Here is a 22,322-nt window from a genome sequence, read left to right as displayed (position 1 = left end):
CATGAAAAAAGCGCTCCTTTTCTTGCTGGCCGGGTCGGCAATCACCCTGTCGGCCCAACAGGGTCAGGCATGGGTCATGGGTCACCTGGGCCAGACGATCTTCGAGAATGACGCCAGCCTCAAGGACAAGATGCACTACGGGATTGGCGTGGGCCACTGGTACACCAACCGGTGGGGCCTCGACCTGCGGGCCCTCCAGAACGACCTGCAGCTCGATCCCAACCCCCTCGGCATCGGCTCTGCCAAGCAGACCCACCTGCTGGCCTCGGGCCTCTTCAACTTCCGCCCCGGCGCGGAGAACTGGTATCCCTACGCGGCCCTGGGCATCGGCGGAACCAACGTCGAGTCTCCCTACTCCGGCAAGGGCGAGGCCACGACCCGCTTCAACTACCACGGCGGCCTCGGCGTGATGGGCAAGCTGGCCGAGCACTTCATGATGGACATCAGCGCCAAGGCGGTCCGCGTGGAGCTGCCCGAGTCCCGCACCGAATACCTGGCGACCTTGGGCCTTGGCTACACCTGGGGCGGCGGCAAGAAGGCCGCTCCCATGCCGCCTCCGCCCCCCCCGCCGCCGGCGCCCGAACCGAAGCCCGAGCCGAAGCCTGAGCCCGTGGCTCCGCCGCCACCTCCCCCGGCCCCCGAGCCGCCCAAGGAAGTGGCCAAGCCCGTGCCGCCTCCGCCGGCCAAGATCGTCCTCGACGAGGCCGTGCTGCACTTCGCCAACGGCAAGGCCGATCTGGGTCCTGACGCCACCGCCGCCATCCGCAAGGTGGCCGACGGCCTGAAGGCCTATCCGGGCGAGTACAGCCTGGAAGTCAGTGGCCACACCTCCTCCACGGGCAGCAAGGCCGTGAACAAGGCCCTGGCCAAGCGCCGGGCCGACGCCGTGGCCAAGGTGCTGGTGGATTCCGGCATCCCCGCCGCCAAGGTCACCACCGTGGGCGTGGGCCCCGACAAGCCCATCGCCGACAACAAGACCAAGGAAGGCCAGGCCAAGAACCGCCGCGTCGAGATCGACGTGAAGGTGAAGGACGCCAAGGCCGAGGTTCGCCAGATCACCACGGAAACCGTGGAGTCCGCCCCTAAGAAGTAGCCTATTGAAGGGCGGGGGCCTTGGGGTCCCCGCCCCTTTTTGTCTTGGAGGAACGAGATGTCCCTGAAAGACGAATTCAAGGCCTTCATCATGAAGGGGAACGTGGTCGACCTGGCCATCGCCGTGGTCGTGGGCGGTGCCTTCGGCAAGATCGTCACCGCCTTCGTGGACGGGTTGGTCATGCCCCTGGTGAGCTATGTGCTGCCCGCGAACATCAAATGGGAGGAGTGGATCCTCGGCAAGTTCCGCATCGGATCGGTGCTCGGCGCCACCATCAACTTCCTGATCATCGCCCTGGTGGTCTTCCTCGTCCTGGTCAAGTTCCTGGGCAGGTTCATGAAGAAGGAGGAGGCACCAGCCGCCCCCACCACCAAGGAATGCCCGGCCTGCCTGGAGCAGGTGCCCCTCAAGGCCACCCGCTGCAAGCACTGCACCAGCCAGCTCTGACGGATCCCCCCTAGCCAATCCCGAGGGCCCGGTTTCCGGGCCCTTTTCCTTGTGATCGCAGGGCTTCCCGTGGTGAACTGGAGGTTCAACCTCAGGGGCGCTCGGGTGCGCCCCTCCGACGCACGAGGGCGCCGATGAGCGAGCAGGCTCCGGTCAAAAAGTACTCCGTATTCCTTCCCAAGACCGATTTCCCCATGAAGGCGGACCTGCCGCAGCGCGAGCCGAAGCGCCTGGAACGCTGGAAAGCCGAGGGCCTGTACGCCCGCATCGAGGCCAAGCGCAAAGCTGACAATGCGGCCGGGAAGGGCAGGGGGCGCGAGATTCTCCACGACGGTCCTCCCTACGCCAACGGGGCCATCCACATGGGCCACGCCCTGAACAAGATCCTCAAGGACGTGGTGGTGAAGTCCCGGTGGATGGAGGGCTACGAGTCGCCCTACGTGCCCGGCTGGGACTGCCACGGCCTGCCCATCGAGCACGCGGTGGAGAAGGACCTGGGTCCCAAGCGCCGCGAGCTGAGCCGAGCGGAGTTCCTTCAGAAGTGCCGGGTCTACGCGCAGAAGTGGATCGACACCCAGCGCACGGCCTTCCAGCGCCTGGGCGTGCTTGGCGCGTGGGAACAGCCCTACGTGACCATGGATCCCCGCTACGAGGCGGAGACGGTCCGCCACCTGGCGAAGCTCTTCGAGAGCGGCTCCGTCACCCGCAAGCTCAAGGTGGTCCATTGGAGCTACGGTGCTCGCACCGCGCTGGCCGAGGCCGAGGTCGAGTACGCGGACAAGACCAGCCCCGCCATCACTGTCGCCTTCCCGGTGACGGACGCGGCGGCAAAGCACATGGAGCTGCCCACGCCGCTCTTCCTGCCCATCTGGACCACCACGCCCTGGACCCTGCCCAGCAACCTGGCGGTGGCCATGCACCCGGACCTGGAGTACGCCGTGGTCCGCGCGGACGGTCGCCACTACATCGTGGCGGTGACCCTTCGGGACGACTTCGCCAAGAAGCTCGGGATGCCGCTGCACACGGTGGAGATCCGCAAGGGGAAGGAATTCCAGACCTTGGTGGCGCGCCATCCCTGGATCGACCGCGACAGCCCCGTCCTGCTGGGCGACCACGTCACCGCCGACACGGGCACGGGTCTGGTGCACACGGCCCCGGATCACGGCGTGGACGACTTCAACCTTGCCCACCACCTGGGCCTGCTCCAGCTCGTGGGTCCCGATGGCAAGTTCCTGCCGGCCGTGAATGATCCCGAGCTGGAGGGGAAGAACATCTTCGACTGCAACCCCCTGGTGGTGGAGAAGCTCCGCCGCATCGGGGCGCTGATCCACGAGGAGACGCTGACCCACAGCTACCCCCACTGCTGGCGAACCAGGACGCCCATCCTCTTCCGCGCCACCGAGCAGTGGTTCATCACCATGGATTCCGAGCTCAACGGGAAGGGCCGCAGCCTGCGGGAACTGGGGCTCGAAGGCGTGGAACAGACCCAGTGGGTGCCCGCCCAGGGCCAGAACCGCATCTACGCCATGATCTCCGGCCGCCCCGACTGGTGCATCAGCCGGCAGCGCGCCTGGGGCACGCCCATCACCGTGCTGCGCTGCGAGGCCTGCGGCGAGCCGCTGGTGGCTGACAGCATCTTCGAGACCGCTGCCGCCGCCATCGAGCAGGGCGGGATCGAGGCCTGGGCCAACCTGCCCGTGGAAGGGCTCGTGCCTGCAGGAAGCACCTGCAAGTGCGGGTCCACGGCCTTCCAGAAAGAAACGGACATCCTGGATGTCTGGATCGATTCCGGGGTCAGCGCCTCCGTCGTGTGCGAATCCCATCCCGAGCTGAACCGCGCGGACTACGGCGACTTCATCTACCTTGAGGGCTCGGACCAGCATCGGGGCTGGTTCCACAGCTCCCTGCTGTTCAACTTGGCGGCCACGGGCACCAAGCCTTACAAGCAGGTGGTCACCCACGGCTTCGTGCTGGACGGCAAGGGCCAGAAGATGTCCAAGAGCCTGGGCAACGTCATCACGCCCGAGGAGATCCTCAAGACCCTGGGCGCCGACATCCTCCGCTGGTGGGCCGCCAGCAGCGACTACAGCGAGGACATCCGCATCTCCAAGGAGATCCTCGACCGCAGCGCCGATGCCTACCGCAAGACCCGCAACACCCTGCGCTTCCTCCTGGGCGCGCTGGCGGACTTCGATCCCGCCCGGGACGCGGTGCCGGACGCCGAGCTGGCGCCTCTGGACCGATGGGTGCTGGCCGCTTTCGGTCGCATGGCCCGGGAGGTTCGCGACGCCTACACCCGCTTCGAGTTCCACCGCGCCACGCAGGCGCTGCTGGGGTTCTGTCAGCTGGAGCTGTCAGGCCGCTACTTCGAGATCATCAAGGACCGCCTGTACTGCGACGCGCTGGATTCCCCACGGCGTCGGAGCTGTCGCCAAGCCTGCTGGGCACTGGCCAAGGGGCTTAGCAGCTTGTTGGCTCCGGTCATGAGCTACACCGCCGACGAAGCCTGGGAGCAGATCCCCGGGTGCGAAGGCAGTGTGCACGAGCAGCGATTCCCGGAGGCCGACGGCAGCACCGCTGACCCCAAGTGGGAGAAGCTCTGGTCGGTGCGGGAGGCCGTGCAGGCCGCCATGGAGCCCCACCGTGCCGCGAAGACCGTCGGCACGAGCCTGGACGCCGCGGTGGCGATCACCCTGGGCAGCCAGGCGGACTGGGACCTCCTGGAGAGTCTCGGCGAGCCGCTCGACGACCTCCTCGTCGTGTCTTCCCTCACCCGGGTGGCAGCTGCGGGCACCGCCACTCCGCTCGTCACGGTCACCGCCCATGACGGCAAGAAGTGCCCCCGCTGCTGGAACCGCAAGGGCGGTCATGGCAAGGGGGAGGACTCGGCCCTCTGCGTGCGCTGCGCCACCGTGGTGGGGGCCTGATGCGCCGCCTGCTCTGGCTGCTGCTTCCCGCTTCGATTCTCGCCGCGGACCTGGGCTCCAAAGCCTGGATCTTAGGCCTTCTGAAGGAAGGCGAGTCCCTGCCGGTCATCAAGGGATTCTTCTACCTGACGCTTAATTTCAACCGCGGCGCCATCTTCGGCAGCCTGACCTGGATGCCGGAAACGGCCCGGTTCGCGGTGTTCGGCCTTGCGGGCGTGGCGGCCCTGGTCTATTTCGGCAAGCACTTCCTGACGGAGGCGACACCCACCTGGGATCGCGTGGCCCTGGGCTTCATCCTCGGCGGCGCCCTGGGCAACGGCGTCGACCGGCTGGTGAGGGGTGCCGTGGTCGATTTTCTCGACTTCATCTTCGGCACGTGGCACTACTGGACCTTCAACGTGGCTGACAGCTTCATCCTGGTAGGAGCCGTCCTCTACGGCGTGCGGATGCTGCGGGCGCCGAAGCCAGCCCACCCCCAGGCGAACGGATAAAGGACCTCCACGAAGGGCACGAAGGAGTGACAAGCACACGGAGGGAGGTCCTTCGCGTGCTTGCTTTCTTTTCGGGCCCTTCTTGGGGGCCTTCTTCTTCAAGGGCCTATTGAGCTTCAATGGCCTTCAGCAGGGCCGGGTCCTTGGGCAGCTGGTCCACCTCGGCGAGGCGGGGCACAAGGCGCTTCCAGAAGGGCTCAGCGGCGAAGACCTGCTTGAAGATGGGGAGGGCCTCCTCGCGCTTGCCGCTGGAGGCCAAGGCCACCGCCTGCCAGAAGGGCATCTCCCAGATGCCGGGCGCGAGCTTGGCCGCGGCCGCGTAGGCCGCCTTGGCCTCGGGCCATTTGGCGGCGGTGACGAAGCCGTCGCCTTCGTCCATGAGCCGGTAGGCCCGGCGCAGCTGGATGAGACGGCCCAGCTCCTTCAGGGGATCCGGGTTGTCCTCCACGCGCAGGTCGAAGAGGCGGTCGTTCCAGGGCTGGCCCGAGGGCTTGCCCTTCACGATGAGGATGGCGGCGCTCTGCTGGCCGCGGATGTCGCCGCCTTCGGCCTGGGCCGCGCGAAGTGCCGCGAGGAGCCGATCTGCGAGGTCCCCCTTGGCGGCGCGGAAGGCCTTGGCCATGGCCGGCCAGACCGTGGCCTTGTCCATGAGGTTCGCCTCCACGGTGAAGCCCTCCCCCACCTCGTGGCCTGCGGCCTGGATGCACTTGGAACCCGTATGCGCGGCGACACGACCCTGGGCATCCACCATGGCCACCTGGCGCACCTCGCGGTCCGGATCCGCCGCCAGCAGGGCCTTCAGGGCCTCCGGCGCGGGCTTGCCGGCCTTCATGAGGGCCAGGCCCAGGGCGCCGTAGGTGGGGTCGGTGAAGCTCTGCGTCGCCACCGCCCCGACGCCGGCCTCCGCCCAGGGCACGGACGACCCGACGGAGAACCAGTGGCTCTGGACGGCCACGCCCAGGTCTCCCGTGACCGCGTCCCGCGCCACGATGGAGTAGGTGTGCACCGGGCGGCGGGGGACCTCGCCCCCGTGGGCGGGAAGCACGAGCGACAGGAGGGCGGCGGCGAGCAGACGCATGGGAACTCCGGTGGGGTGGGGCGCCCACCATCCTACCCCGTCACTGGTACGATGGTCCCATGCGCCGCGCACTGGTCCTCGCCACCCTCTGCCTCATGCTGGGCGCGGCTCCGCCGCCGGAGACCTACGTGAAGGCAGTGGATGCCTGGCATGCGGAACGCACGGCCCGGCTGGCGGCGGAAGACGGCTGGCTGACCCTGGTGGGCCTCGACTGGCTCAAGCCCGGCGAGAACACCTTGGGTTCGGCGCCGGGATCGGCGGTGCTGCTGCCGGAGGGGACCGCCCCCGCCCAGGCGGGCACATTCGTGCTCGAAGGCGGCCAGGTACGGGTCCGCCTCGCGGCGGGCAGCGGGATCCTGGTCAACGGGCAGGTCGTGGCTGCAGCCTCGCTGAAGGCGGATGTGGACGGCAAGCCGGATCTGCTGCGGGCCGGGCGCATCACTTTCTACGTCATCCGCCGGGGGGACCGCTTCGGGATCCGGATGAAGGACCCGGAGGCTCCCGCGCGCAAGGCCTTCCACGGCGTGGCGCGGTTTCCGGTCGACCCCGCCTGGCGCATCGAGGCGGACTTCCTGCCCTACGCCACGCCGCAGACGCGGGCCATCCCCACGGTGCTGGGCACCTCCGAGCCCATGACGGCGCCGGGCCTGCTCCGCTTCAAGGTCAAGGGCCGGACCTTCACCCTGGAGCCCGTCATTGAGGACCCGGCCCTCCCGGAGCTGTTCATCATCTTTCGCGATGCCACCAGCGGGAAGGCGACCTACCCGGCCGGGCGCTTCCTGACCGCTGCCATGCCGAAGGACGGGAAGGTGGTGCTGGACTTCAACCGGGCCTACAACCCGCCCTGCGCCTTCTCCCACTTCGCCACCTGCCCCCTGCCGCCGAAGCGGAACGAGCTCCACCTGGCAGTCCGGGCCGGCGAGAAGGACTACGGCGACCACTGAAGGGTCCGGGAACACCCCTGCGCGGATTCCCGGCCACCGGTGAGCCTGGTTCCGGCCTCCCAATAGATCGTAGGTTGGACCTGAAATAGGAAAATAGATGCATTGATTGTTCTGGTGTGCGTGTTATCTTCGGTTCAAACAACCCCAAAAAATCCGGAGGAACCATGCCGCCCGGAAACACGCACGCCAAAGCACCCGCCAAGGTGGTCGAGAAGGTGACCGTCGAGGCCTGCATCGCCATCGCCCAGCGGGTCCAGCAGGCCCGCCTCGTCTCCGGCGATGAGGCCGGATCGGACACCGCAGCCCTCATCGCCGAGGCCATGCGCCGCGAACTCCTGAAGGGGCAGCAGGAAGGCGTGGTCGCCTAGTCTCTCATAGGCTCCCGGCACCCCGTGCACGCCGAGGTTGGCTCAGACTCTGTATTCGTCAGCCCGCCAGGTCTGGATCCGCTTCTTGATGGCCTCGCCATTGAGGTTTTCCTGGAGGGCTTCCCGCACGCGATCGGCCACTTCCGCGTCGGACGCGAAGCGGAGGCCCACGAGTTGCCTGACGCTCAGTTCGGGAATGCGGGCCTTCAGGTCCTCGGGAAGGAGGCGGGCGAGGCGCAGCTGCTCCTCAAGGCGGATGAGGCGGTCCTGCACCCGGAGGGCATAGCCGCGGACCTTCAGGGCGAGAAAGGTCACCGCCAGCGCCAGGAGCGCGATCCAGAAGGTGGCCAGAGCAGGGCGCCGGACAAAGGTGGTGAAGGTGGCGATGACCGTGATGAAGAAGAAGGGCAGCAGGACGAAGTGGTACAAGGGATCGAAGCGGCGGTGGGTCGCGTAGGTCTGGGGCGCGGACATGTCATCTCCCGGAAGGCTTCCAGGTTACTCCAGAGGTCCGCTCCGCCGCCGCTTGAGCGCCGAGGCCCGCTTCTTGGTCTCAAGGCGGCGCTCCTTCGAGGCGCGCGTGGGTCGCGTGGCATGGCGGGCCACCGGCCGCACCAGGGCGGCGCGGACGGCCGCAGCGGCCTTTTCCCGGGCGTCCTCCAGGTTCTTGAGCTGGTCGCGGGTGCGGTCGCTGACGACGATCCACAGGCCCTCGGCGTCGAGCCGATTGCGCTGCGCGATCCGCAGGCGGATCAGCGCATCCTCCGGCAGACCCTCGATGGCGCCGAGGTCAATGCGCAGCTCCACCTTGGAGGAGACCTTGTTCACGTTCTGGCCGCCGGCGCCCCCGGCCCGCACGGCCTTGAAGCGGATGGCGTCGCCGGGGATGCGGACGGTGGCGGTGACTTGGATGGGATCGGCCATGAGGCGATCCTACCGCCCCTTTCAGCGCATGGCCTCCATGGGACTGAGGCGCATGGCCCGGAAGGCGGGGTACAGCCCGAAGACCAGGGCCAGCGCCAGGGCGACGATCCAGGCGGTGATGAGGCCGACGGGGTTCACCACCAGGCCGTAGGGGAAGCTGGCGGAGAGGGCCTGGCAGAGCAGCCCGCCGGACACTGTGCCGATCAGGGCGCCGAGGGCGGCGAGCACCACGGCCTCCAGGAGGAACTGGATGAAGATCTCGTGGTCCGAGGCGCCCAGGGCCTTGCGCAGGCCGATCTCGAAGCGGCGGTCACTGAAGCTGATGAGCATGACCGAAAGCACGCCCACGCCGCCCACCAGGAGCACGGTTCCGGCCAGGCTGAGCAGCACCACCGTCCAGCCGTGCATCTGCTCCAGGAAGTTCTGGTAGGCCTTGGCCGCCTCGGCGTCCAGGTCCACGATCTCGGCGTCCTCGATGCCGTGGTGGGCCTGCCGGACCCGGCTGAGCAGCATGGCCGACACCTCGCCCGCATCCTCGGCCCGGCGCAGCTTCACGGTGACCTGGGCCAGCTTGTGGGCCGGGTCCATGCGGTCCATGTAGGCTTCCAGCGGGATGAGGATGCCGTTGGCGTCCGTGTAGTTCTCTTCGTTGAAGATCTGGCCCGGCGCTTGGACGCCCACGATGCGGAAGGGGACGCCCTCCACCACCAGGTCGCGGCCCACGGGATCGGCCCCGCCGAAGAGCTTGGAGGCCAGGGTGGCTCCCACGACCGCCACGGTGGAGCGCCGCCGCTGGTCGTCCTCGGTGAGGTTGCGGCCCAGACCGATGGGTCGGTTCATCCAGACGGCGTAGTCCGGCGTGACGCCAGTGACGAAGACGCGCTCGGTGTCTCCGGTGATGCGGACCGAGGAGGTGCGCTGGGACCGGGGCAGGAAGGCCAGAACTTTGGGATGGGGGGAGGTGAGGCGCGACAGGTCCTCGAAGCGGAGGCCGGGGCTCATGACGAAGCGACTGCGCTCCTCGGCCGTCTCCGCGGTCTTCGGGGCGATGCGTACCGTGCCGTCCCAGCTCATGCCCGCAAAGCCGGTACTGATCTTGTCCATGACGCCGTCGAGCACCGAGGTCATCACCACCAGCGCGAAGACCCCCAGCATGAGCAGGGTGAGGGTGAGGAGGCTGCGCACCTTGTGGGCCCACAGCTCCACCAGGCCCGTGCGGACCACCTCCCAGAGCATGCCGGGGCTGAAGCCGCGCACCTTCGGGGCAGGCGCGGGCGCCTCGCCGTCCAGGAGCGAAGGGCCAGGGGCGCGGAGGGTGAAAGTCTCGTCACTCATAGCGCAGGGCCTCCATCGGAGACAGCCGGGAGGCCTTCCAGGCTGGATAGAGGGCGAAGAGGAAGCCGAAGGCCGCGGCCAGTCCGTAGGCCCAGAGGAAGCTGGCCGGCGTCATGTAGAGGGGGATGCCCAGGCTCTTCGTGATGGTCCAGGAGAAGCCCACGCCCAGCGCCAGGCCCGCCAGGCTGCCCAGGGCCGTGAGCAGCAGGGCTTCGGTCATGAAACCCTTGAAGATCTCCCGGCCCGAGGCACCGATGGCCATCTTCACGCCCACCTCCCGGACCCGCTCCTTGAGGCCGGCCATCTGGATGTTCACGTTCACGATGCCGCCGCCCACCAGGGCCAGCACGCCAGAGAGCAGGAAGATGATGTCGTAGACATCGCCCTGGCTGTTGCGCCGGCGGATGCGGGCCGCCACGTCGTCCAGCCGGAAGTCCTCCTGGAGCCGGTGGTTGGCCTTGAGGAGGTCGGAGAGCTGCTTGGCGAAGCCGCCCATGGCGCCCAGATCGGGGATGCGGAAGGTGACCCGGTCCAGCCGCCGGTAGGCGTCGCCGTTCATGCGGCGCTGCACCAGGCTGGCGGGCACGGCGATGATTCGGTTGCGCCACCAGAACTGGTTGCGCTGGCCCTCGCGGAAGCGGAAGACCCGCTCCTCGAAGAGGCCGATGACGGTGACGGGGACGGTCCCGATGCGCAGCGTCTGCCCCAGGGCGTCGCCCTTGGGGAAGAAGACCTGGGCGGCCTCCGTGCCGAGGATCACCACGGGGGCGCCGGAGTCCGTCTCGCTGGTGGAGAAGGCCCGTCCGTGAACTACCTCGTAGCCGTTGGCTGGGATGAAGTCCCCGCCGATGCCGCTGATCTGGCGATCCTGGTCACCATAGGCGGACACCACCCGGGCCCTGGCGAACTTCTGGCGGCTCACGCCGTGGATGGCGTCCGCCTTCAATCCTTCTCCGCCCGCGGCGTCCTCGTCGCGCAGGCCCAGGTTGGCCTGCTGCAGGGCCGTGGGCCGGCCATCGCGCACGGCGGCCTTGGGCTGGACGTTGAGCTTGTCCAGGCCGCCCATCTTCACGAACATCTCATCGGCCCGCTTGCGCTGGCTGTCCGAGATGGAGAAGCCGCCAAGTACGGAGGCCACGCCCAGGAGCACGCCGAGGGCCTGGAGCACCGAGCGGCCCAGGTTCTCCCGGATCTCCACCCAGGCCCCGAGCAGCCGCTCGCGGAAGGCGCCGGAGGTGCGCATCTAGGCCGCCCCCTCGGCAGTGGCCACGAGGCCGTCTTTGATCTCCACCTGCCGTTCTGCCTGGGCGGCGATGGTGGGGTCGTGGGTCACCAGCAGCAGGGTGTTGCCCTGCTGGTGCAGCTCGCGGAAGAGGCCCAGCACCTCGGCGCCGGTCCTGGAGTCCAGGGCGCCGGTGGGCTCGTCCGCCAGGAGAAGCGCCGGCTCGTTCGCCAGGGCGCGGGCCACGGCCACGCGCTGGCGCTGGCCGCCGGAGAGAGTGCCTGGCAGCTTGTCGGCCTTGTCGGCGATGCCCACCTTCTCGAGCAGGGCCAGGGCCCGCTCGCGACGCTCCTTCCGGCCCACGCCGGCGTAGAGCATGGGCAGCTCCACGTTGCGCGCGATGCTGGCCTTGGGCAGCAGGTTGTAGCTCTGGAAGACGAAGCCCACCTTCTCGTTGCGGATCCGCGCCAGCTCGCCGCCGGAGAGGCCCTGGACCTGGCGGCCGTCCAGCGTGTAGGTGCCCTCCGTGGGCAGGTCCAGGCAGCCCAGGATAGCCATGAGCGTGGACTTGCCTGAGCCCGAGGGCCCGATGAGGGCCACGAACTCGCCCTTGGCCACGGTCAGGTCGATGCCCCGCAGGGCGTGGACCGCCGTCCCGTTGCTGCCGTAGACCTTCGTCAGGCCCTGAGTCTGGATGATGCTGGACATGGTCGCTCCCTTGCCAGTCCTCAGTCCTGAGTCTTCAGTCCTCAGTGAATGCCCAGGGGATGGTGGTTCCACTGAAGACTGAGGACTGAGGCCTGAAGACTGATCAGTTGTTCTCATCGTCCTTCTCGACCTTCTTCTTGCTGGGGTCCTCCAGGCTCACCTGGTCGCTGGCCTTGAGGCCCGAGAGGATCTCCACGCGTTCGAGGGTGGCGATGCCGGCCTTCACGGGCACCACGTCGAAGTATTCCTTCCAGTGGTCCGCGAGCCAGATGAACTTGCCGCGGCCATTGAGCCCTTCCTTGGCCTTGGCCAGGTCCTGGGGCGGGAGGTTCTCCTTGAGTCGGTAGACCACGGTCTGGCCGTCCCGCCGCTGGAGGGCTTCCAGAGGCACGCTCACGGCCTTGTCCCGCTTCTCGCCGAGGATCTCCACGTTGGCGCTCATGCCGGTCTTGAAGGCCTCCGTGAGCTCGTCCAGGGCCACCTCCACTTTGAAGACCTTGATCTTCTCCACCAGGTCCGCCGCGGGCGCCACGAAGCGTACCTTGCCCGTGAAGGCCTTCTGGGGGTAGGCGTCCAGGGTGATGCGGACGGGCTGGCCGACCTTCACCTTGGCGATGTCCACCTCGTTGAGGTTCACCTTCACGATGAGGGACTGGAGGTCGGCCACGGTGAAGACCACCGTGCCCGCATTGAAGGAACTCACGCCCGAGGTGATGGTGTCGCCCAGCTCGACGCCCTTCTTGATGACCACCCCGTTCATGGGGGCCGTGACCCGGGCCTTCTGGGTCGAAGCGTTGCCGCTGATGGGGATGCCGCGGTCCTCCACGATCTGGTAGCGGGTCTGGGCGCTCTTGAAGGTCTCCTCGGCCAGGTCCCGGGTGGTCTTGGCGCTGCGGTAGGCCTGGTCCGATATCAGCCCGGACTTGTAGAGCTCGGCCTGCTGGGTGAAGTCCCGCTCGGCGTTCCGGAAGCTCACCCGGGCCTGGGACACGCTGCCCTGCACGTCGGAGAGCGTCTGGGCCTGGTTCACGTCCGGCTCCACCTCGGCCAGCACCTCGCCGGCCTTGACGGTCGCGCCCTCGCGCACCTTGAGGCCCACGATGCGGCCCGAAACCGTGGACTTCACGTCCACCTTGGTCAGGGGGTCCACCACGCCCACCTCGCGGACACTCACCTGGAGGTCCTCTGCCTGGACTTTGCCCAGGCGGAAGGGGGTGGAGGCTTCCGACTTCTTGCCCTTGCCGTCGCCGCCCTTGAGGGTGAAGAACATGCCCGCCGCCAGGGCCGCCCCGGCCACGGAGACGATGACCCACCGCTTCTGCATGGAACCCCCCTGATGCGAAATAGACCGGGCCTGCCGGGATGATGGATGGCCTACGGAGCAGAGTCTGGAGTCGTTTAGGGAGGGATTCCCCTAGGAACCGGTGGCCGGTGGACCGTGACCGGTCAACGGACCGGTCGGCGGGGGGAGCCTCCCTGTGGCATCCCGCCACAAAGCTTGAGGCAACGATCCACGGCAGGCAGGTTAAACCTTCTCCAAATGGCTCGGGCCTAACCAAGTTGTGAATTGGCACGAGGACGGCATCAGGCCACCCCGGGACGATTCCCCTTCGCGGCCTGGCCGCACCAGGAGCACACATGTCCAACACCCAGAAGCGCGTGGCCCTCATCCTGGCGGTGGGCCTCATCGGCGCCTCCCTCATGGCCCAGGCCCCCGTGCCCCCGCCCACCGGGCAGCAGGTGGAGAGGCACGGCGAGCGGATCGAGCGCCGGGGCGAGCGTCAGGAGCGGCGGGGCGAGCGGAACGACCGGCAAGGCGAACGCAAGCAGCGCCAGGGCGCCCGCATGGAGCGGAAGGGCGCGGCCCTCCAGGCCCAGGGCAAGGTGGCCGAAGGCCAGGCCCTCCAGCAGGCCGGCGAGCGCCGCGAGAGAGTGGGCGAGGCCCAGGAGCGCAAGGGTGAGCGCCAGGAACGCCGGGGCGAGCGCAAGGAGCGCCGCGGCTCGCGTGTCGAGCGCAGGGGCGAGCGGATGCAGGCCCAGGGCAAGTAGCCATTCCGGTCCTCACGAAAGCGGCCCCCGTTCGGGGGCCGCTTTCGTGAGCAGGGGAAGGACTACCGCACGGTCTCCCGCGCGATCATCAGTTCCTCGTTGGTGGGCACCACCGTCACGACCACCCGGGAATCGGGCGTGCTGATGATGCGTTCCCCGGTGCCGTGCTCGTTGGCCTCGGGATCCAGCTTCACGCCCAGGAAACCCAGCTTGCTGCAGACCTTGGCCCGCACGAAGGTGCTGTGGGTGCCGATGCCGGCGGTGAAGGTGATGGCGTCCACCCCGTCCAGGACCGTGGCGTAGGCGCCGATGTACTGGCGCACGTTGTAGGTCAGGAGGTCCCGGGCCAGGCGGGCGCGGTCGTTGCCGCTGTCGGCGGCCAGCTCGATCTCCCGGAAGTCGGAGGACACGCCGGAGATGCCCAGCAGGCCGGATTTCTTGTTGAGCAGGTTGGTGATCCCATCGTAGTCCAGATGCTCGTACTCCATGAGCATCTCCACCACACTCGGGTCGATGGTGCCGCAGCGGGTGCCCATGATGACGCCCTGGAGCGGGGTCATGCCCATGCTGGTGTCCATGCTCTTGCCCTGGCCCACGGCACAGATGCTGGTGCCGTTGCCGATGTGGCAGGTGATGACCTTCAAGGAGCGCAGGGGCCGGCAGAGCAGGATGGCCGTGCGGGCGGCCACGAAGGCGTGGCTGGTGCCGTGGAAGCCGTAGCGCCGGATGCCGTACTTCTGGCTCATTTCGTAGGGGATGCCGTAGGTGCGGGCGTGGTCCGGGATGTTGTGGTGGAAGGCCGTGTCGAAGACCGCCACGTGCGGTACCTCGGGGAAGGCGGCCATGGCCGTGCGGATGCCGAGCGCGTTGGCAGGGTTGTGCAGCGGGGCGTACATCGCGAAATGGTCGATGTCCTGGAGCACTTCATCGGTCACCAGGACCGAGTCCCCATACTTCGGTCCGCCATGCACCACACGGTGGCCCACGGCGTGGATGGGCGTGTCGTGGAGCACGTTGGCGTGGAGCCGCTCGAGGATGGCCTCGAGGGCCTCCTTGTGGCTGGGAAGGGGAAGGGTCTCCTTCCGCTTCTCGCCGTCGAGGACGCAGATGAGGTTGGCCTCGGCCAGGCCGATGCGCTCGGCCATGCCCTCCGCGATGGAGACCTCCTTGACCATGTCGAAGAGGTTGAACTTGAGGCTGGAAGAGCCTGCATTGAGAACGAGAACGTACACGTAATCCCCCATGACAGGAAAAGTCTAGCGTCCAAGTCACGTGACCGGAGGCTCATTGTGGATGATGGGGTCATGAGCCTTCAGGATCAGGAGGCTTACCGGTCCCCGGGCTCTCAGGAAGAGAACACTCCGCGCTCCAGGGTGGCCGGATCCGGCCAAGGGGCGCCCAGGGCGGCCTCCGCCTCCTGCTGGAGCCGGTCCTCGAGGCGGGCCTTCAGCCCGGGATCAGGGATCCAGCGCTTGCGGGACATCCAGGCCTCGAAGCGGGGCAGGGGGTCCTTGGCAGCCCACTCGGCCAGCAGCGCCGGATCCACGTAGCGCTGGTCGTCATGCTCGGCGTGGCCCTTCATGCGGAAGGTCTCGCAGACCAGGAAGACCGGCCCCTTGCCCTCCAGGCAGTGCTGGCGGGCCTGCAGGCTGGCGGCATACACCTCCGCGGCGTCGTTGCCGTCCACCGTAAGGGTGAAGGCCCCCTGGGACCGGGCCGACATCCGCCCGGCCATCTGGCGCTCCGGAGGCGTGGAGAAGGCGTAGCCGTTGGACTCCCCGACGACGATCAGGGGAAGTTGCTGCACCACCGCGAAGTTGAGGCCCTCGTAGAAGGCTCCGGTCGAGCTGCCGCCGTCGCCGATCCAGGTCATGGCCACGCGCCGCTCCCCCTTCTGGCGGAAGCTGAGGGCCACGCCCGCCATCACGGGGATGAGGGCGCCCAGCATGGAGGTGGGGGCCAGGATGCCCCTTTCCACGGCACCGAAGTGGTTGTTGTGCTCCCGGCCCGCGGTGGGGCCGGTGGCGCGGCCCAGATACTGGAGGAAGATCTCGAGCGGCGTGGCGCCACGGACCAGCATGGAACCCAGGTTGCGGATCATGGGGCCGATCATGTCGTCGGGCCCGAGGGCCATGGCTGTGGCGCAGGAGGTGGCCTCCTGGCCCAGGCTGCGATAGATGCTGCCGAGGGTCCTGCCCTGGCGGAAAAGCTTCACCAGCCGTTCTTCCGTGAGCCGGGTCAGGAGCATGGCCTCATGAAGGCGGAGGGCGGTGTCGCGGTCCATCCGGTTAGCATAGACCCATGCTGAACCTGCGCCCTGCCGTTCCCTCCGACGCTCCGCTGATCCTGCAGTACATCCGCGAACTGGCGGACTACGAGCGGGAGCCGGAAGCGGCGGTCGCCACGGAGGCGGACATCCATCGGTACGCCTTTTCGGAGCACCCCCTGGTGAAGGTGACCATGGCGGAGTGGGACGGCCAGCCCGCGGGCTTCGCGCTCTGGTTCCTGAACTTCAGCACCTGGGAGGGGAAGCCGGGCATCTACCTCGAGGACCTGTTCGTGCGGCCGGCCTACCGGGGCAAGGGCATCGGCAAGGCTCTGCTCCAGCACTTGGCCGCGCTCGCCGTGAAGGAGGGCTGGACCCGCTTCGTCTGGCAGGTGCTGGACTGGAACACGCCGGCCATCGAGTTCTATGAGGCCCATGGCGCCAAGGTCATGCGGCCCTGGCTCACCTGCCGCGTGGAGGGCGAGGCCCTGGCCCGGCTGGCACAGGGCGCGGATTGATGTGGGCCCCGCTGCGCCGCCTCGAGGAGGCCCTGGGGCCCGAGGCTGAGCTGGTGGTGGTCGGCGGCGCCGTCCGCGATGAGCTGCTGGGGCGTCCCCACGCGGACTGGGACCTGGCCACGAAGCTGATGCCGAAGGCCGTGATGGACCGGGCCCGGGCCGCGGGCCTGAAGGCGATTCCCACGGGGCTGCAGCACGGGACAGTCACCGTGCTGCTGGAGGACCGGCCCATCGAGATCACCACGTTCCGGAGCGATGGGGATTATCTGGACGGGCGGCATCCCGAGACGGTGCGATTGGGCGTCAGCCTGGAGGAGGACCTGTCCCGCCGCGACTTCACCATCAACGCCATGGCCCTTCCGGTGGGTGGTGGTGACCTGGTGGATCCCTTCGGCGGCAGGGCCGACCTGGAGACGCGGACTCTTCGGGCCGTGGGCGATCCGCTTCGCCGCTTCGCCGAGGACGGCCTCCGCACCCTTCGGGCCTGCCGGTTCGCGGCCCAACTGGGCTTCGAGGTGGAGGCCGGGACCCTGGCGGCCATTCCCGAGCGGCTGGAGGTGGCCCGCAAGGTGGCCGCCGAGCGGGTCCTCGCGGAGCTCACCAAGCTGCTCTGCGGAGCCGAGCCCCACCGGGGGCTGGACCTCCTGGCGCGGACGGGGCTGCTGGATCTCTGGCTGGTCGAGCTGCGTCCCATGATCGGCTGCGGCCAGAACCGGCATCACCGGTGGGATGTGTGGCGCCACACGCTGGAGGTGGCGCGCCTGGTTCCTGCCGAGCCTGGGCTGCGCTGGGCGGCTCTGCTGCATGATGCCGGCAAGCCCGGCGCTCGCACCCTCGGGGACGAGGGTGAGGCCCGGTTCCATGGGCACGAGGCCCGGTCCCTGGAGCTCGCGGGCATCCTCCTGGAACGGCTCAAGGCCGCCCACGCGCTCCGACGCGACGTCCTCGCCCTGGTCCGCCACCACGGCATCCATCCGACCGCGGATTGGAGTGACGCGGCCTGCCGGCGCTTCCTGCGGCGGCTCGAGGAGGACGGACTGACCCTGGCGCGCTGGGAGACGTTCCGTCTGGCGGATCAACGGGCCAAGGGCCTGGAAGTGGGGGCCCGGGAACAGGAGCACGCCGCCATCCTGGCCCGCCTCGAAGCCATGGCCGCCGCGGCTCCGCCCCTCTCGGTGAGGGCCCTGGCCCTGGACGGGGCGGCGCTCATGGCGCTGGCCGGACGCGGAGGCGGTCCCTGGCTGGGCGAGCTCCAGCGGGATCTGCTGGAGGCCGTGCTGGAGGACCCGTCGCTCAACACGCCGGACGCCCTCGCGGGTCTGGCCCGCCGAAGGCTCGAAAAGCCCTAACGCCTCTCGATCAGCACCACGGCCTGGGCCGCGAGACCTTCGCCCCGCCCCGTGAAGCCCAGCTTCTCCGTGGTGGTGGCTTTCACGTTCAGGGCCTCGCTGTGGATGCCCAGCAGAGGGGCGATGCGATCGCGCATGCCCTGGCGGTGGGGGCCGATCTTGGGCCGTTCGCCGATGAGGCAGACATCGGCGTTCACCACCCGCCAGCCCCGCTCGGCGAGATCGCCCATCACTCGCTCCAGCAGTCCCGCTGAGTCGGCGCCCCGATAGGTAGGATCCGTGTCGGGGAAATGCTGGCCGATGTCGCCCAGGCCCGCGGCGCCCAGGAGCGCGTCCATGAGGGCGTGCAGCATGACGTCCGCGTCGCTGTGACCCGCCAGGCCCCGGTCATGCGGAATGTGGCAGCCCATGAGCATCAGCGCACGGCCTTCCTCCGGCGCCGCGAAGCGGTGGACGTCGAAGCCCATGCCGGTGTGGAAGGCGTTCATACCCGCTCTGCTCCCAGGTTGCGGTGCTCCCCCGTGGACTCGTCCGGCAGACGGTGGTCCTCCGTGATGGGATGGTCCGGCAGGAGGATGATGACCTCAGTCCCCTGGCCCTCCTCGCTGAGGAACTCCAGGGTGCCCCCGTGCTCCTCGACGATCTTCTTCACGGTGGCCATGCCGAGGCCCGTCCCCCTCTTCTTCCCGTAGCTGAAGAACGGCTCGAAGATCCGCTTGACCACGCGCTTGGGGATGCCGCGGCCCTGATCCTTCACCCGGATCTGAACCCCGCCCGTGGTCTGGATCCAGTTCACGAGGATCTCGCCGGTCATGCCGACGGTGGCGTCCATGGCGTTGGCCAGGAGGTTCTCCATGACCCGGGTGAACCGGGCGGGATCCAGCTTGATCAGGCATGGGGGACCTTCAGCCTGGAGGGTCACGCCCATCTCGGCGGCGCGCGGCACCAGGGGTTCGATGACGGCCTCCAGGAAGGGGCGCAGATCCACCGTCTCCCTCCGGGGCTCCCGCACCTTGGCGAAATCGAGCACGTCCTGGCTCAGGTGCGTGAGGCGATCCACGCATTCCAGGATCTTGCGGCAGTGGTGGCGGACCTTGGTGTCCTCGGTGGACAGCTCCAGCAGGTCTGCGTGGCCGCGAAGCACGAAGAGGCCGTTCTTGAAGTCATGGACAATGGAGCTGGCCACCTGTCCCACGGTGGCGAGCACGTGGCTGCGCAAGTTCTCCTCGGACAGCCTCGAACGCTCGATGGCGATGGCGCAGAGCGAGACGATGGCCTCGAAGGTCGGCCGGTCCGGCGGTTCGATGATGGGGCGGCGGCTGTCGAGGTAGACCACGCCGATGCGCCGCCCCTGGAGCAGCAGGGGGAGGCAGAGGATGGTCTTCAGCTCCAGCCGCTGGATCGAGTGCTGGCTGAGCAGCTGGCCATCCTCGGCGACGTTGAGGATCCAGATGGGGTCCCCCGTCTCGAACACCTTGTGGACGCTGGACATGGACAGCTGGATCTGGCCCTCAAGTTCCTGGCCCAGGTTGCGCTGGACCCGGCAGGCCAGCTCGCCATCCTCCAGGAGCATGAGGAAGCCCCGATCCGTTCCGGAGATGCTGAGGAGGCGGTCCAGGGACTGCTCGAGCATGTCCTCGAGATCCGATTCCTGGGCCAGGAGTTGGGCGGCATCGAGGATGGCCTGGAGGTGGATCTCCGAACTGCTGTGGTCCGTGCGGACCAGGGTCAGCGTGTAGGCGCTGTCCGCCAGGAGCAGGGGGGTCCCGGGTTCCCAGGCCTGGCGTCCGGTCAACGGCTGGCCCATGTAAAAGCTGCCATGGGTGGTCTTGAGATCCTCGACCCACCAGGTGTCATCCTGCAATTCCAGACGCAAATGATTGCGGCTGATCATGTTGTCGGACAGCACCACGTCGCAGAGGCTCTGCCGTCCCACAGTCACGGAGCGGGCAAGGGGCACGGAACGCTCAAACCCGTGCCGGTCTCGAATCAGGAGCTGGTAGCGCTGGGCCACGGCATCTCCCGGGCAGGCTTCATGGGATAAAGGGGGCTTCGGACTGCGAACCCAAGATTATCCGGCCATCGGCTGGACACAAGTGGAAGTCCCGTGAGGGAATAGAAGTCATGCACCGGCATCCCGACCTCGATCCCTCCACGAACCTGGAGGACCCCGTTGAATACTCGCTGAGGCCCCAACGCCTCCAGGAATATATCGGCCAGGGCAAGGTGAAAGCCCGATTGGAGATCGCCCTCCAGGCCGCCTCCAAGCGTGGGGAGGTGATGGATCATGTGCTCCTCTTCGGCCCGCCGGGGCTGGGCAAGACCACCCTCGCGCACGTGCTCGCCAACGAGATGGGCGCGCCCTGCAAGGTCATCCAGGCCCCGGCGCTGGAGAAGAAGGGGGACCTGGCGGCCATCCTCACGAACCTGGAAGCCGGGGAATTCCTCTTCATCGATGAGGTCCACCGGCTGTCGGCGCCCATCGAGGAGATGCTCTATTCGGCCATGGAGGACCGCAAGCTGGACATCCTCATCGGTCAGGGTCCCAGCGCCCAGACCCTGAAGGTGGATCTGCGGCCCTTCACCCTGGTGGGCGCCACCACGCGCGCCGGCCTCATCTCGAAACCCCTGCACGACCGCTTCGGCATGGTCCATCGCCTGGAGTTCTACACCCGGGCGGACCTGGCCATCATCGCCCGCCGGTCGGCGGACCTCCTGGGCATCCACCTGGCCCCGGAGGGCGCCGAGGCCATCGCCCGCCGGAGCCGGGGGACGCCGCGCATCTGCAATCGCCTGCTCCGGCGCTGCCGGGACTACGCCGAGGTGAAGGGGGACGGGACCATCACCGTGGAATCCGCCGAGGCCTGCCTGAAGCTCCACGAGGTGGACGACCTGGGCCTGGACGGCCTGGACCGGGAGTATCTCCAGGCCATCTGCCACAAGCACCGGGGTGGCCCCGTGGGCCTGAGGACTCTGGCCGCAGCCCTGGGCGAGGATGAAGGGGCGCTCGAGGATCTGGTGGAGCCCTACCTCATGCAGGTGGGCTTCCTGGATCGCACGCCCCAAGGCAGGAAGGCTACCGACGCAGCCTACGCCTACCTGGGGGTGAAGTCCGATCCGGGGCCGCTGTTCCGCTGATCAGAACTTGGCGTCGATCGTGTCCTGGGCCTGCGACCCGGTGGAGGACATGGCCAGCGTTCCGCCCTTGGCGGCATTCGCCAGCTCCAGGGTGCGGGTCTGGTCCCGACGGACGCAGACGCCCTGGAGGGTGCCACCCTCGTCAACGACCAGGGAGCCGACCTCGACATCCCCCTCCACGTAGCCCGTGCCATGGATCTCCAGGCACTCGGTGATCTTCATGGTCCCTTCCGCGCGGCCAGTCACCACGAGGTGCTTGGCGTAGATGGTCCCCTTCACCATGCCGCCCGGGGCGATGGAGATCTCGCCGGTGGATTGGATGATCCCCTCCACGGTGCCTTCGATGCGCAGGCTCTGGGAGCCCGTGTGGATCTCTCCGGTGAGAACCACGTCCTTGCCGAGGATCGAGTGGATGGCGGGGGCGGAATCGGGCTTGGGCTTGTTGGTGCGGAATACGGCCATGGGTTGCTCCTTCGGGGGGTCAGGACGATTTGCGCAGCGCCCGGATCCACTGGCGCTGGAGACGCAGGTAAGGCTGGGGATTCGTGGGCTTGCCGTTCAGCCGCACTTCGTAATGGAGATGGACCCCGGTGGCATTCCCCGAGCGTCCCATCGTGCCCAGGATATCCCCGCGCGACACTTTCTGCCCGGCCTTGACGTTCACATGGTTCATGTGGGCGTACAGGGTCTCCTGTTCGTTGTTGTGCCGCACCCGGACGCCCCAGCCGTAGCGGTCCATCCAGCCGGCTTCTTCCACCTCGCCATCAGCGGTGACCTGGATCGGCGTGTCGAGGGCGTTGCTGATGTCGATGCCCGTGTGGTAGCCCAGCAGACCATCTCCCTCTTCGTTGGGTCGGGAGAACGGATTGACGCGCACCCCGAACCCCGAGCTGAGGTAGCCGGCCGTGGGCGGGATGGAGGGGGTGTGCGCCCAGGCCCGAAGCACGGGCTCCATCCTGGCTCGGATGACGGCCGCCTGCTTGGTGGTGTAGTCGAGGTCCTGCTTGAGGCGGGACAGCTTCTCCTGGGTTCCGGGAGGCGGCGGGGCGGCGGGCTGCACGGGCTGTCCGGGGGGCGGAGGCAGGGGTGAGCCGGTGGAGGCCTTCGGGTCCAGGAGCTTCAGCAGCTCCGTCTGCTGCTGCCGGAGGGTCGTCACCTCGGCCTCGAGGGCCTGGGCCTGATCCAGGGAGGATCGGAGCTGCTCCTGCTGCTCCACCGTCTCCTTCTGCAGCCGGCTGAAGCTCATGATCTTCTTGGTGGCCCAGAATCCGTAACCGGAACCGATCATCGCCAGGGCTGAAAAACCGGCCACCAGGCCGATCCCCCAGAGCATCATCCGGCGGGTGAGGGACCAGCGGAGGGTGCGATGGCTGAAGACGACCATCACGGTGAGCCACCCCACGGGATCGGGGCGGCTGGAGCGCACGGCGAGTCGGCGTTCGGGCTGGTGAGTGGACATGGCCTC

General features: G+C 68.1%; 23 protein-coding genes. 10 read left to right on the top strand and 13 right to left on the bottom strand.

Translation table 11 applies throughout. The annotated features are described in order from the left end of the window. Position 1: 1 nt before the first annotated feature. The 4 genes from ML539_RS06115 (at position 2) to lspA (ending at position 4,958) form a co-directional block, all read left to right on the top strand. Complete coding sequence (locus ML539_RS06115) at positions 2–1,093, top strand: OmpA family protein (protein WP_243321695.1); 1,092 nt, start codon at positions 2–4, stop codon at positions 1,091–1,093. 57 nt (positions 1,094–1,150) lie between these two features. Then, positions 1,151–1,540 carry a large conductance mechanosensitive channel protein MscL gene (gene mscL / locus ML539_RS06110; protein ID WP_243321693.1) on the top strand — a complete coding sequence of 130 codons (390 nt, stop codon included), beginning with the start codon at positions 1,151–1,153 and terminating at the stop codon, positions 1,538–1,540. 134 nt (positions 1,541–1,674) lie between these two features. Continuing rightward, complete coding sequence (gene ileS, locus ML539_RS06105; protein WP_243321689.1) at positions 1,675–4,467, top strand: isoleucine--tRNA ligase; 2,793 nt, start codon at positions 1,675–1,677, stop codon at positions 4,465–4,467. Continuing rightward, positions 4,467–4,958, top strand: a complete 492-nt coding sequence (lspA, locus tag ML539_RS06100; RefSeq protein WP_243321686.1) for a signal peptidase II — start codon at positions 4,467–4,469, stop codon at positions 4,956–4,958. Before ileS ends, lspA begins: the two co-directional genes overlap by 1 nt. 106 nt (positions 4,959–5,064) lie before the next feature. On the opposite strand, the gene ML539_RS06095 is transcribed toward lspA, so the two are convergent. Then, complete coding sequence (locus tag ML539_RS06095; RefSeq protein WP_243321684.1) at positions 5,065–6,036, bottom strand: DUF1028 domain-containing protein; 972 nt, start codon at positions 6,034–6,036, stop codon at positions 5,065–5,067. 59 nt (positions 6,037–6,095) lie between these two features. On the opposite strand from ML539_RS06095, the gene ML539_RS06090 reads away from it, so the two are divergent. Together ML539_RS06090 and ML539_RS06085 are read left to right on the top strand one after the other, a co-directional pair. Then, a complete protein-coding gene (locus ML539_RS06090) occupies positions 6,096–6,980 on the top strand; it encodes a DUF1684 domain-containing protein (RefSeq protein ID WP_243321682.1) in 885 nt (294 codons plus the stop codon). Between the two features lie 164 nt (positions 6,981–7,144). Then, complete coding sequence (locus ML539_RS06085; protein ID WP_243321680.1) at positions 7,145–7,348, top strand: hypothetical protein; 204 nt, start codon at positions 7,145–7,147, stop codon at positions 7,346–7,348. Between the two features lie 42 nt (positions 7,349–7,390). Here ML539_RS06085 and ML539_RS06080 read toward each other — a convergent pair whose 3' ends face one another. The 6 genes from ML539_RS06080 to ML539_RS06055 form a co-directional block, all read right to left on the bottom strand. Further along, positions 7,391–7,822: a DUF6526 family protein gene (locus ML539_RS06080; protein WP_243321679.1), complete on the bottom strand. Its 432-nt coding sequence runs from the start codon at positions 7,820–7,822 to the stop codon at positions 7,391–7,393. A gap of 24 nt (positions 7,823–7,846) precedes the next feature. Then, entirely contained in the window at positions 7,847–8,272 is a 426-nt protein-coding gene (gene arfB / locus ML539_RS06075) for an alternative ribosome rescue aminoacyl-tRNA hydrolase ArfB (protein ID WP_243321676.1), read from the bottom strand. A 21-nt stretch (positions 8,273–8,293) separates the two neighbouring features. Continuing rightward, positions 8,294–9,607, bottom strand: coding sequence for an ABC transporter permease (locus tag ML539_RS06070; protein ID WP_243321674.1), 1,314 nt, complete (start codon positions 9,605–9,607; stop codon positions 8,294–8,296). Further along, positions 9,600–10,850: an ABC transporter permease gene (locus tag ML539_RS06065; protein WP_243321672.1), complete on the bottom strand. Its 1,251-nt coding sequence runs from the start codon at positions 10,848–10,850 to the stop codon at positions 9,600–9,602. The genes ML539_RS06070 and ML539_RS06065 overlap by 8 nt, the downstream gene beginning before the upstream one ends. Then, a complete protein-coding gene (locus ML539_RS06060) occupies positions 10,851–11,537 on the bottom strand; it encodes an ABC transporter ATP-binding protein (protein ID WP_243321671.1) in 687 nt (228 codons plus the stop codon). Between the two features lie 103 nt (positions 11,538–11,640). Then, positions 11,641–12,861 carry an efflux RND transporter periplasmic adaptor subunit gene (locus ML539_RS06055; RefSeq protein WP_243321668.1) on the bottom strand — a complete coding sequence of 407 codons (1,221 nt, stop codon included), beginning with the start codon at positions 12,859–12,861 and terminating at the stop codon, positions 11,641–11,643. A 314-nt stretch (positions 12,862–13,175) separates the two neighbouring features. On the opposite strand from ML539_RS06055, the gene ML539_RS06050 reads away from it, so the two are divergent. After that, positions 13,176–13,586 (top strand): hypothetical protein, encoded by a 411-nt coding sequence (locus ML539_RS06050; RefSeq protein WP_243321666.1) that lies wholly within the window; start codon positions 13,176–13,178, stop codon positions 13,584–13,586. Positions 13,587–13,648: 62 nt separating this feature from the next. Here the strand turns inward: ML539_RS06050 and ML539_RS06045 are convergent, their stop codons facing one another. Next, positions 13,649–14,818, bottom strand: a complete 1,170-nt coding sequence (locus ML539_RS06045; protein WP_243321664.1) for an acetate kinase — start codon at positions 14,816–14,818, stop codon at positions 13,649–13,651. A gap of 113 nt (positions 14,819–14,931) precedes the next feature. Beyond that, entirely contained in the window at positions 14,932–15,870 is a 939-nt protein-coding gene (locus tag ML539_RS06040) for a thiamine pyrophosphate-dependent dehydrogenase E1 component subunit alpha (protein ID WP_243321661.1), read from the bottom strand. A 17-nt stretch (positions 15,871–15,887) separates the two neighbouring features. Between ML539_RS06040 and ML539_RS06035 the strand changes: the two genes are divergently transcribed. Both ML539_RS06035 and ML539_RS06030 read left to right on the top strand, forming a co-directional pair. After that, positions 15,888–16,370 (top strand): GNAT family N-acetyltransferase, encoded by a 483-nt coding sequence (locus ML539_RS06035; RefSeq protein WP_243321660.1) that lies wholly within the window; start codon positions 15,888–15,890, stop codon positions 16,368–16,370. Next, the gene (locus ML539_RS06030; RefSeq protein WP_243321657.1) at positions 16,370–17,719 is read left to right on the top strand and encodes an HD domain-containing protein; all 1,350 of its coding nucleotides are present in this window, start codon (positions 16,370–16,372) and stop codon (positions 17,717–17,719) included. The genes ML539_RS06035 and ML539_RS06030 overlap by 1 nt, the downstream gene beginning before the upstream one ends. On the opposite strand, the gene ispF is transcribed toward ML539_RS06030, so the two are convergent. Continuing rightward, positions 17,716–18,207 (bottom strand): 2-C-methyl-D-erythritol 2,4-cyclodiphosphate synthase, encoded by a 492-nt coding sequence (ispF, locus tag ML539_RS06025; RefSeq protein ID WP_243321655.1) that lies wholly within the window; start codon positions 18,205–18,207, stop codon positions 17,716–17,718. The two genes, ML539_RS06030 and ispF, sit on opposite strands and share 4 nt — an antisense overlap. Then, a complete protein-coding gene (locus ML539_RS06020) occupies positions 18,204–19,733 on the bottom strand; it encodes an ATP-binding protein (protein ID WP_243321652.1) in 1,530 nt (509 codons plus the stop codon). The genes ispF and ML539_RS06020 overlap by 4 nt, the downstream gene beginning before the upstream one ends. A 110-nt stretch (positions 19,734–19,843) precedes the next feature. Between ML539_RS06020 and ruvB the strand changes: the two genes are divergently transcribed. Continuing rightward, the gene (gene ruvB, locus ML539_RS06015) at positions 19,844–20,857 is read left to right on the top strand and encodes a Holliday junction branch migration DNA helicase RuvB (RefSeq protein ID WP_243321650.1); all 1,014 of its coding nucleotides are present in this window, start codon (positions 19,844–19,846) and stop codon (positions 20,855–20,857) included. On the opposite strand, the gene ML539_RS06010 is transcribed toward ruvB, so the two are convergent. Continuing rightward, positions 20,858–21,319 (bottom strand): polymer-forming cytoskeletal protein, encoded by a 462-nt coding sequence (locus tag ML539_RS06010; RefSeq protein ID WP_243321648.1) that lies wholly within the window; start codon positions 21,317–21,319, stop codon positions 20,858–20,860. It lies immediately after the preceding gene. Positions 21,320–21,338: 19 nt separating this feature from the next. Continuing rightward, on the bottom strand, positions 21,339–22,316 hold the full coding sequence (locus ML539_RS06005) for a M23 family metallopeptidase (RefSeq protein ID WP_243321646.1): 978 nt from the start codon (positions 22,314–22,316) through the stop codon (positions 21,339–21,341). Positions 22,317–22,322 lie beyond the last annotated feature (6 nt).

Origin of the sequence: Geothrix sp. SG200 (genome assembly GCF_022808935.1) — a bacterium.
GTDB lineage: Bacteria > Acidobacteriota > Holophagae > Holophagales > Holophagaceae > Geothrix > Geothrix alkalitolerans.
This window is presented reverse-complemented; position numbering and strand designations above follow the sequence as displayed.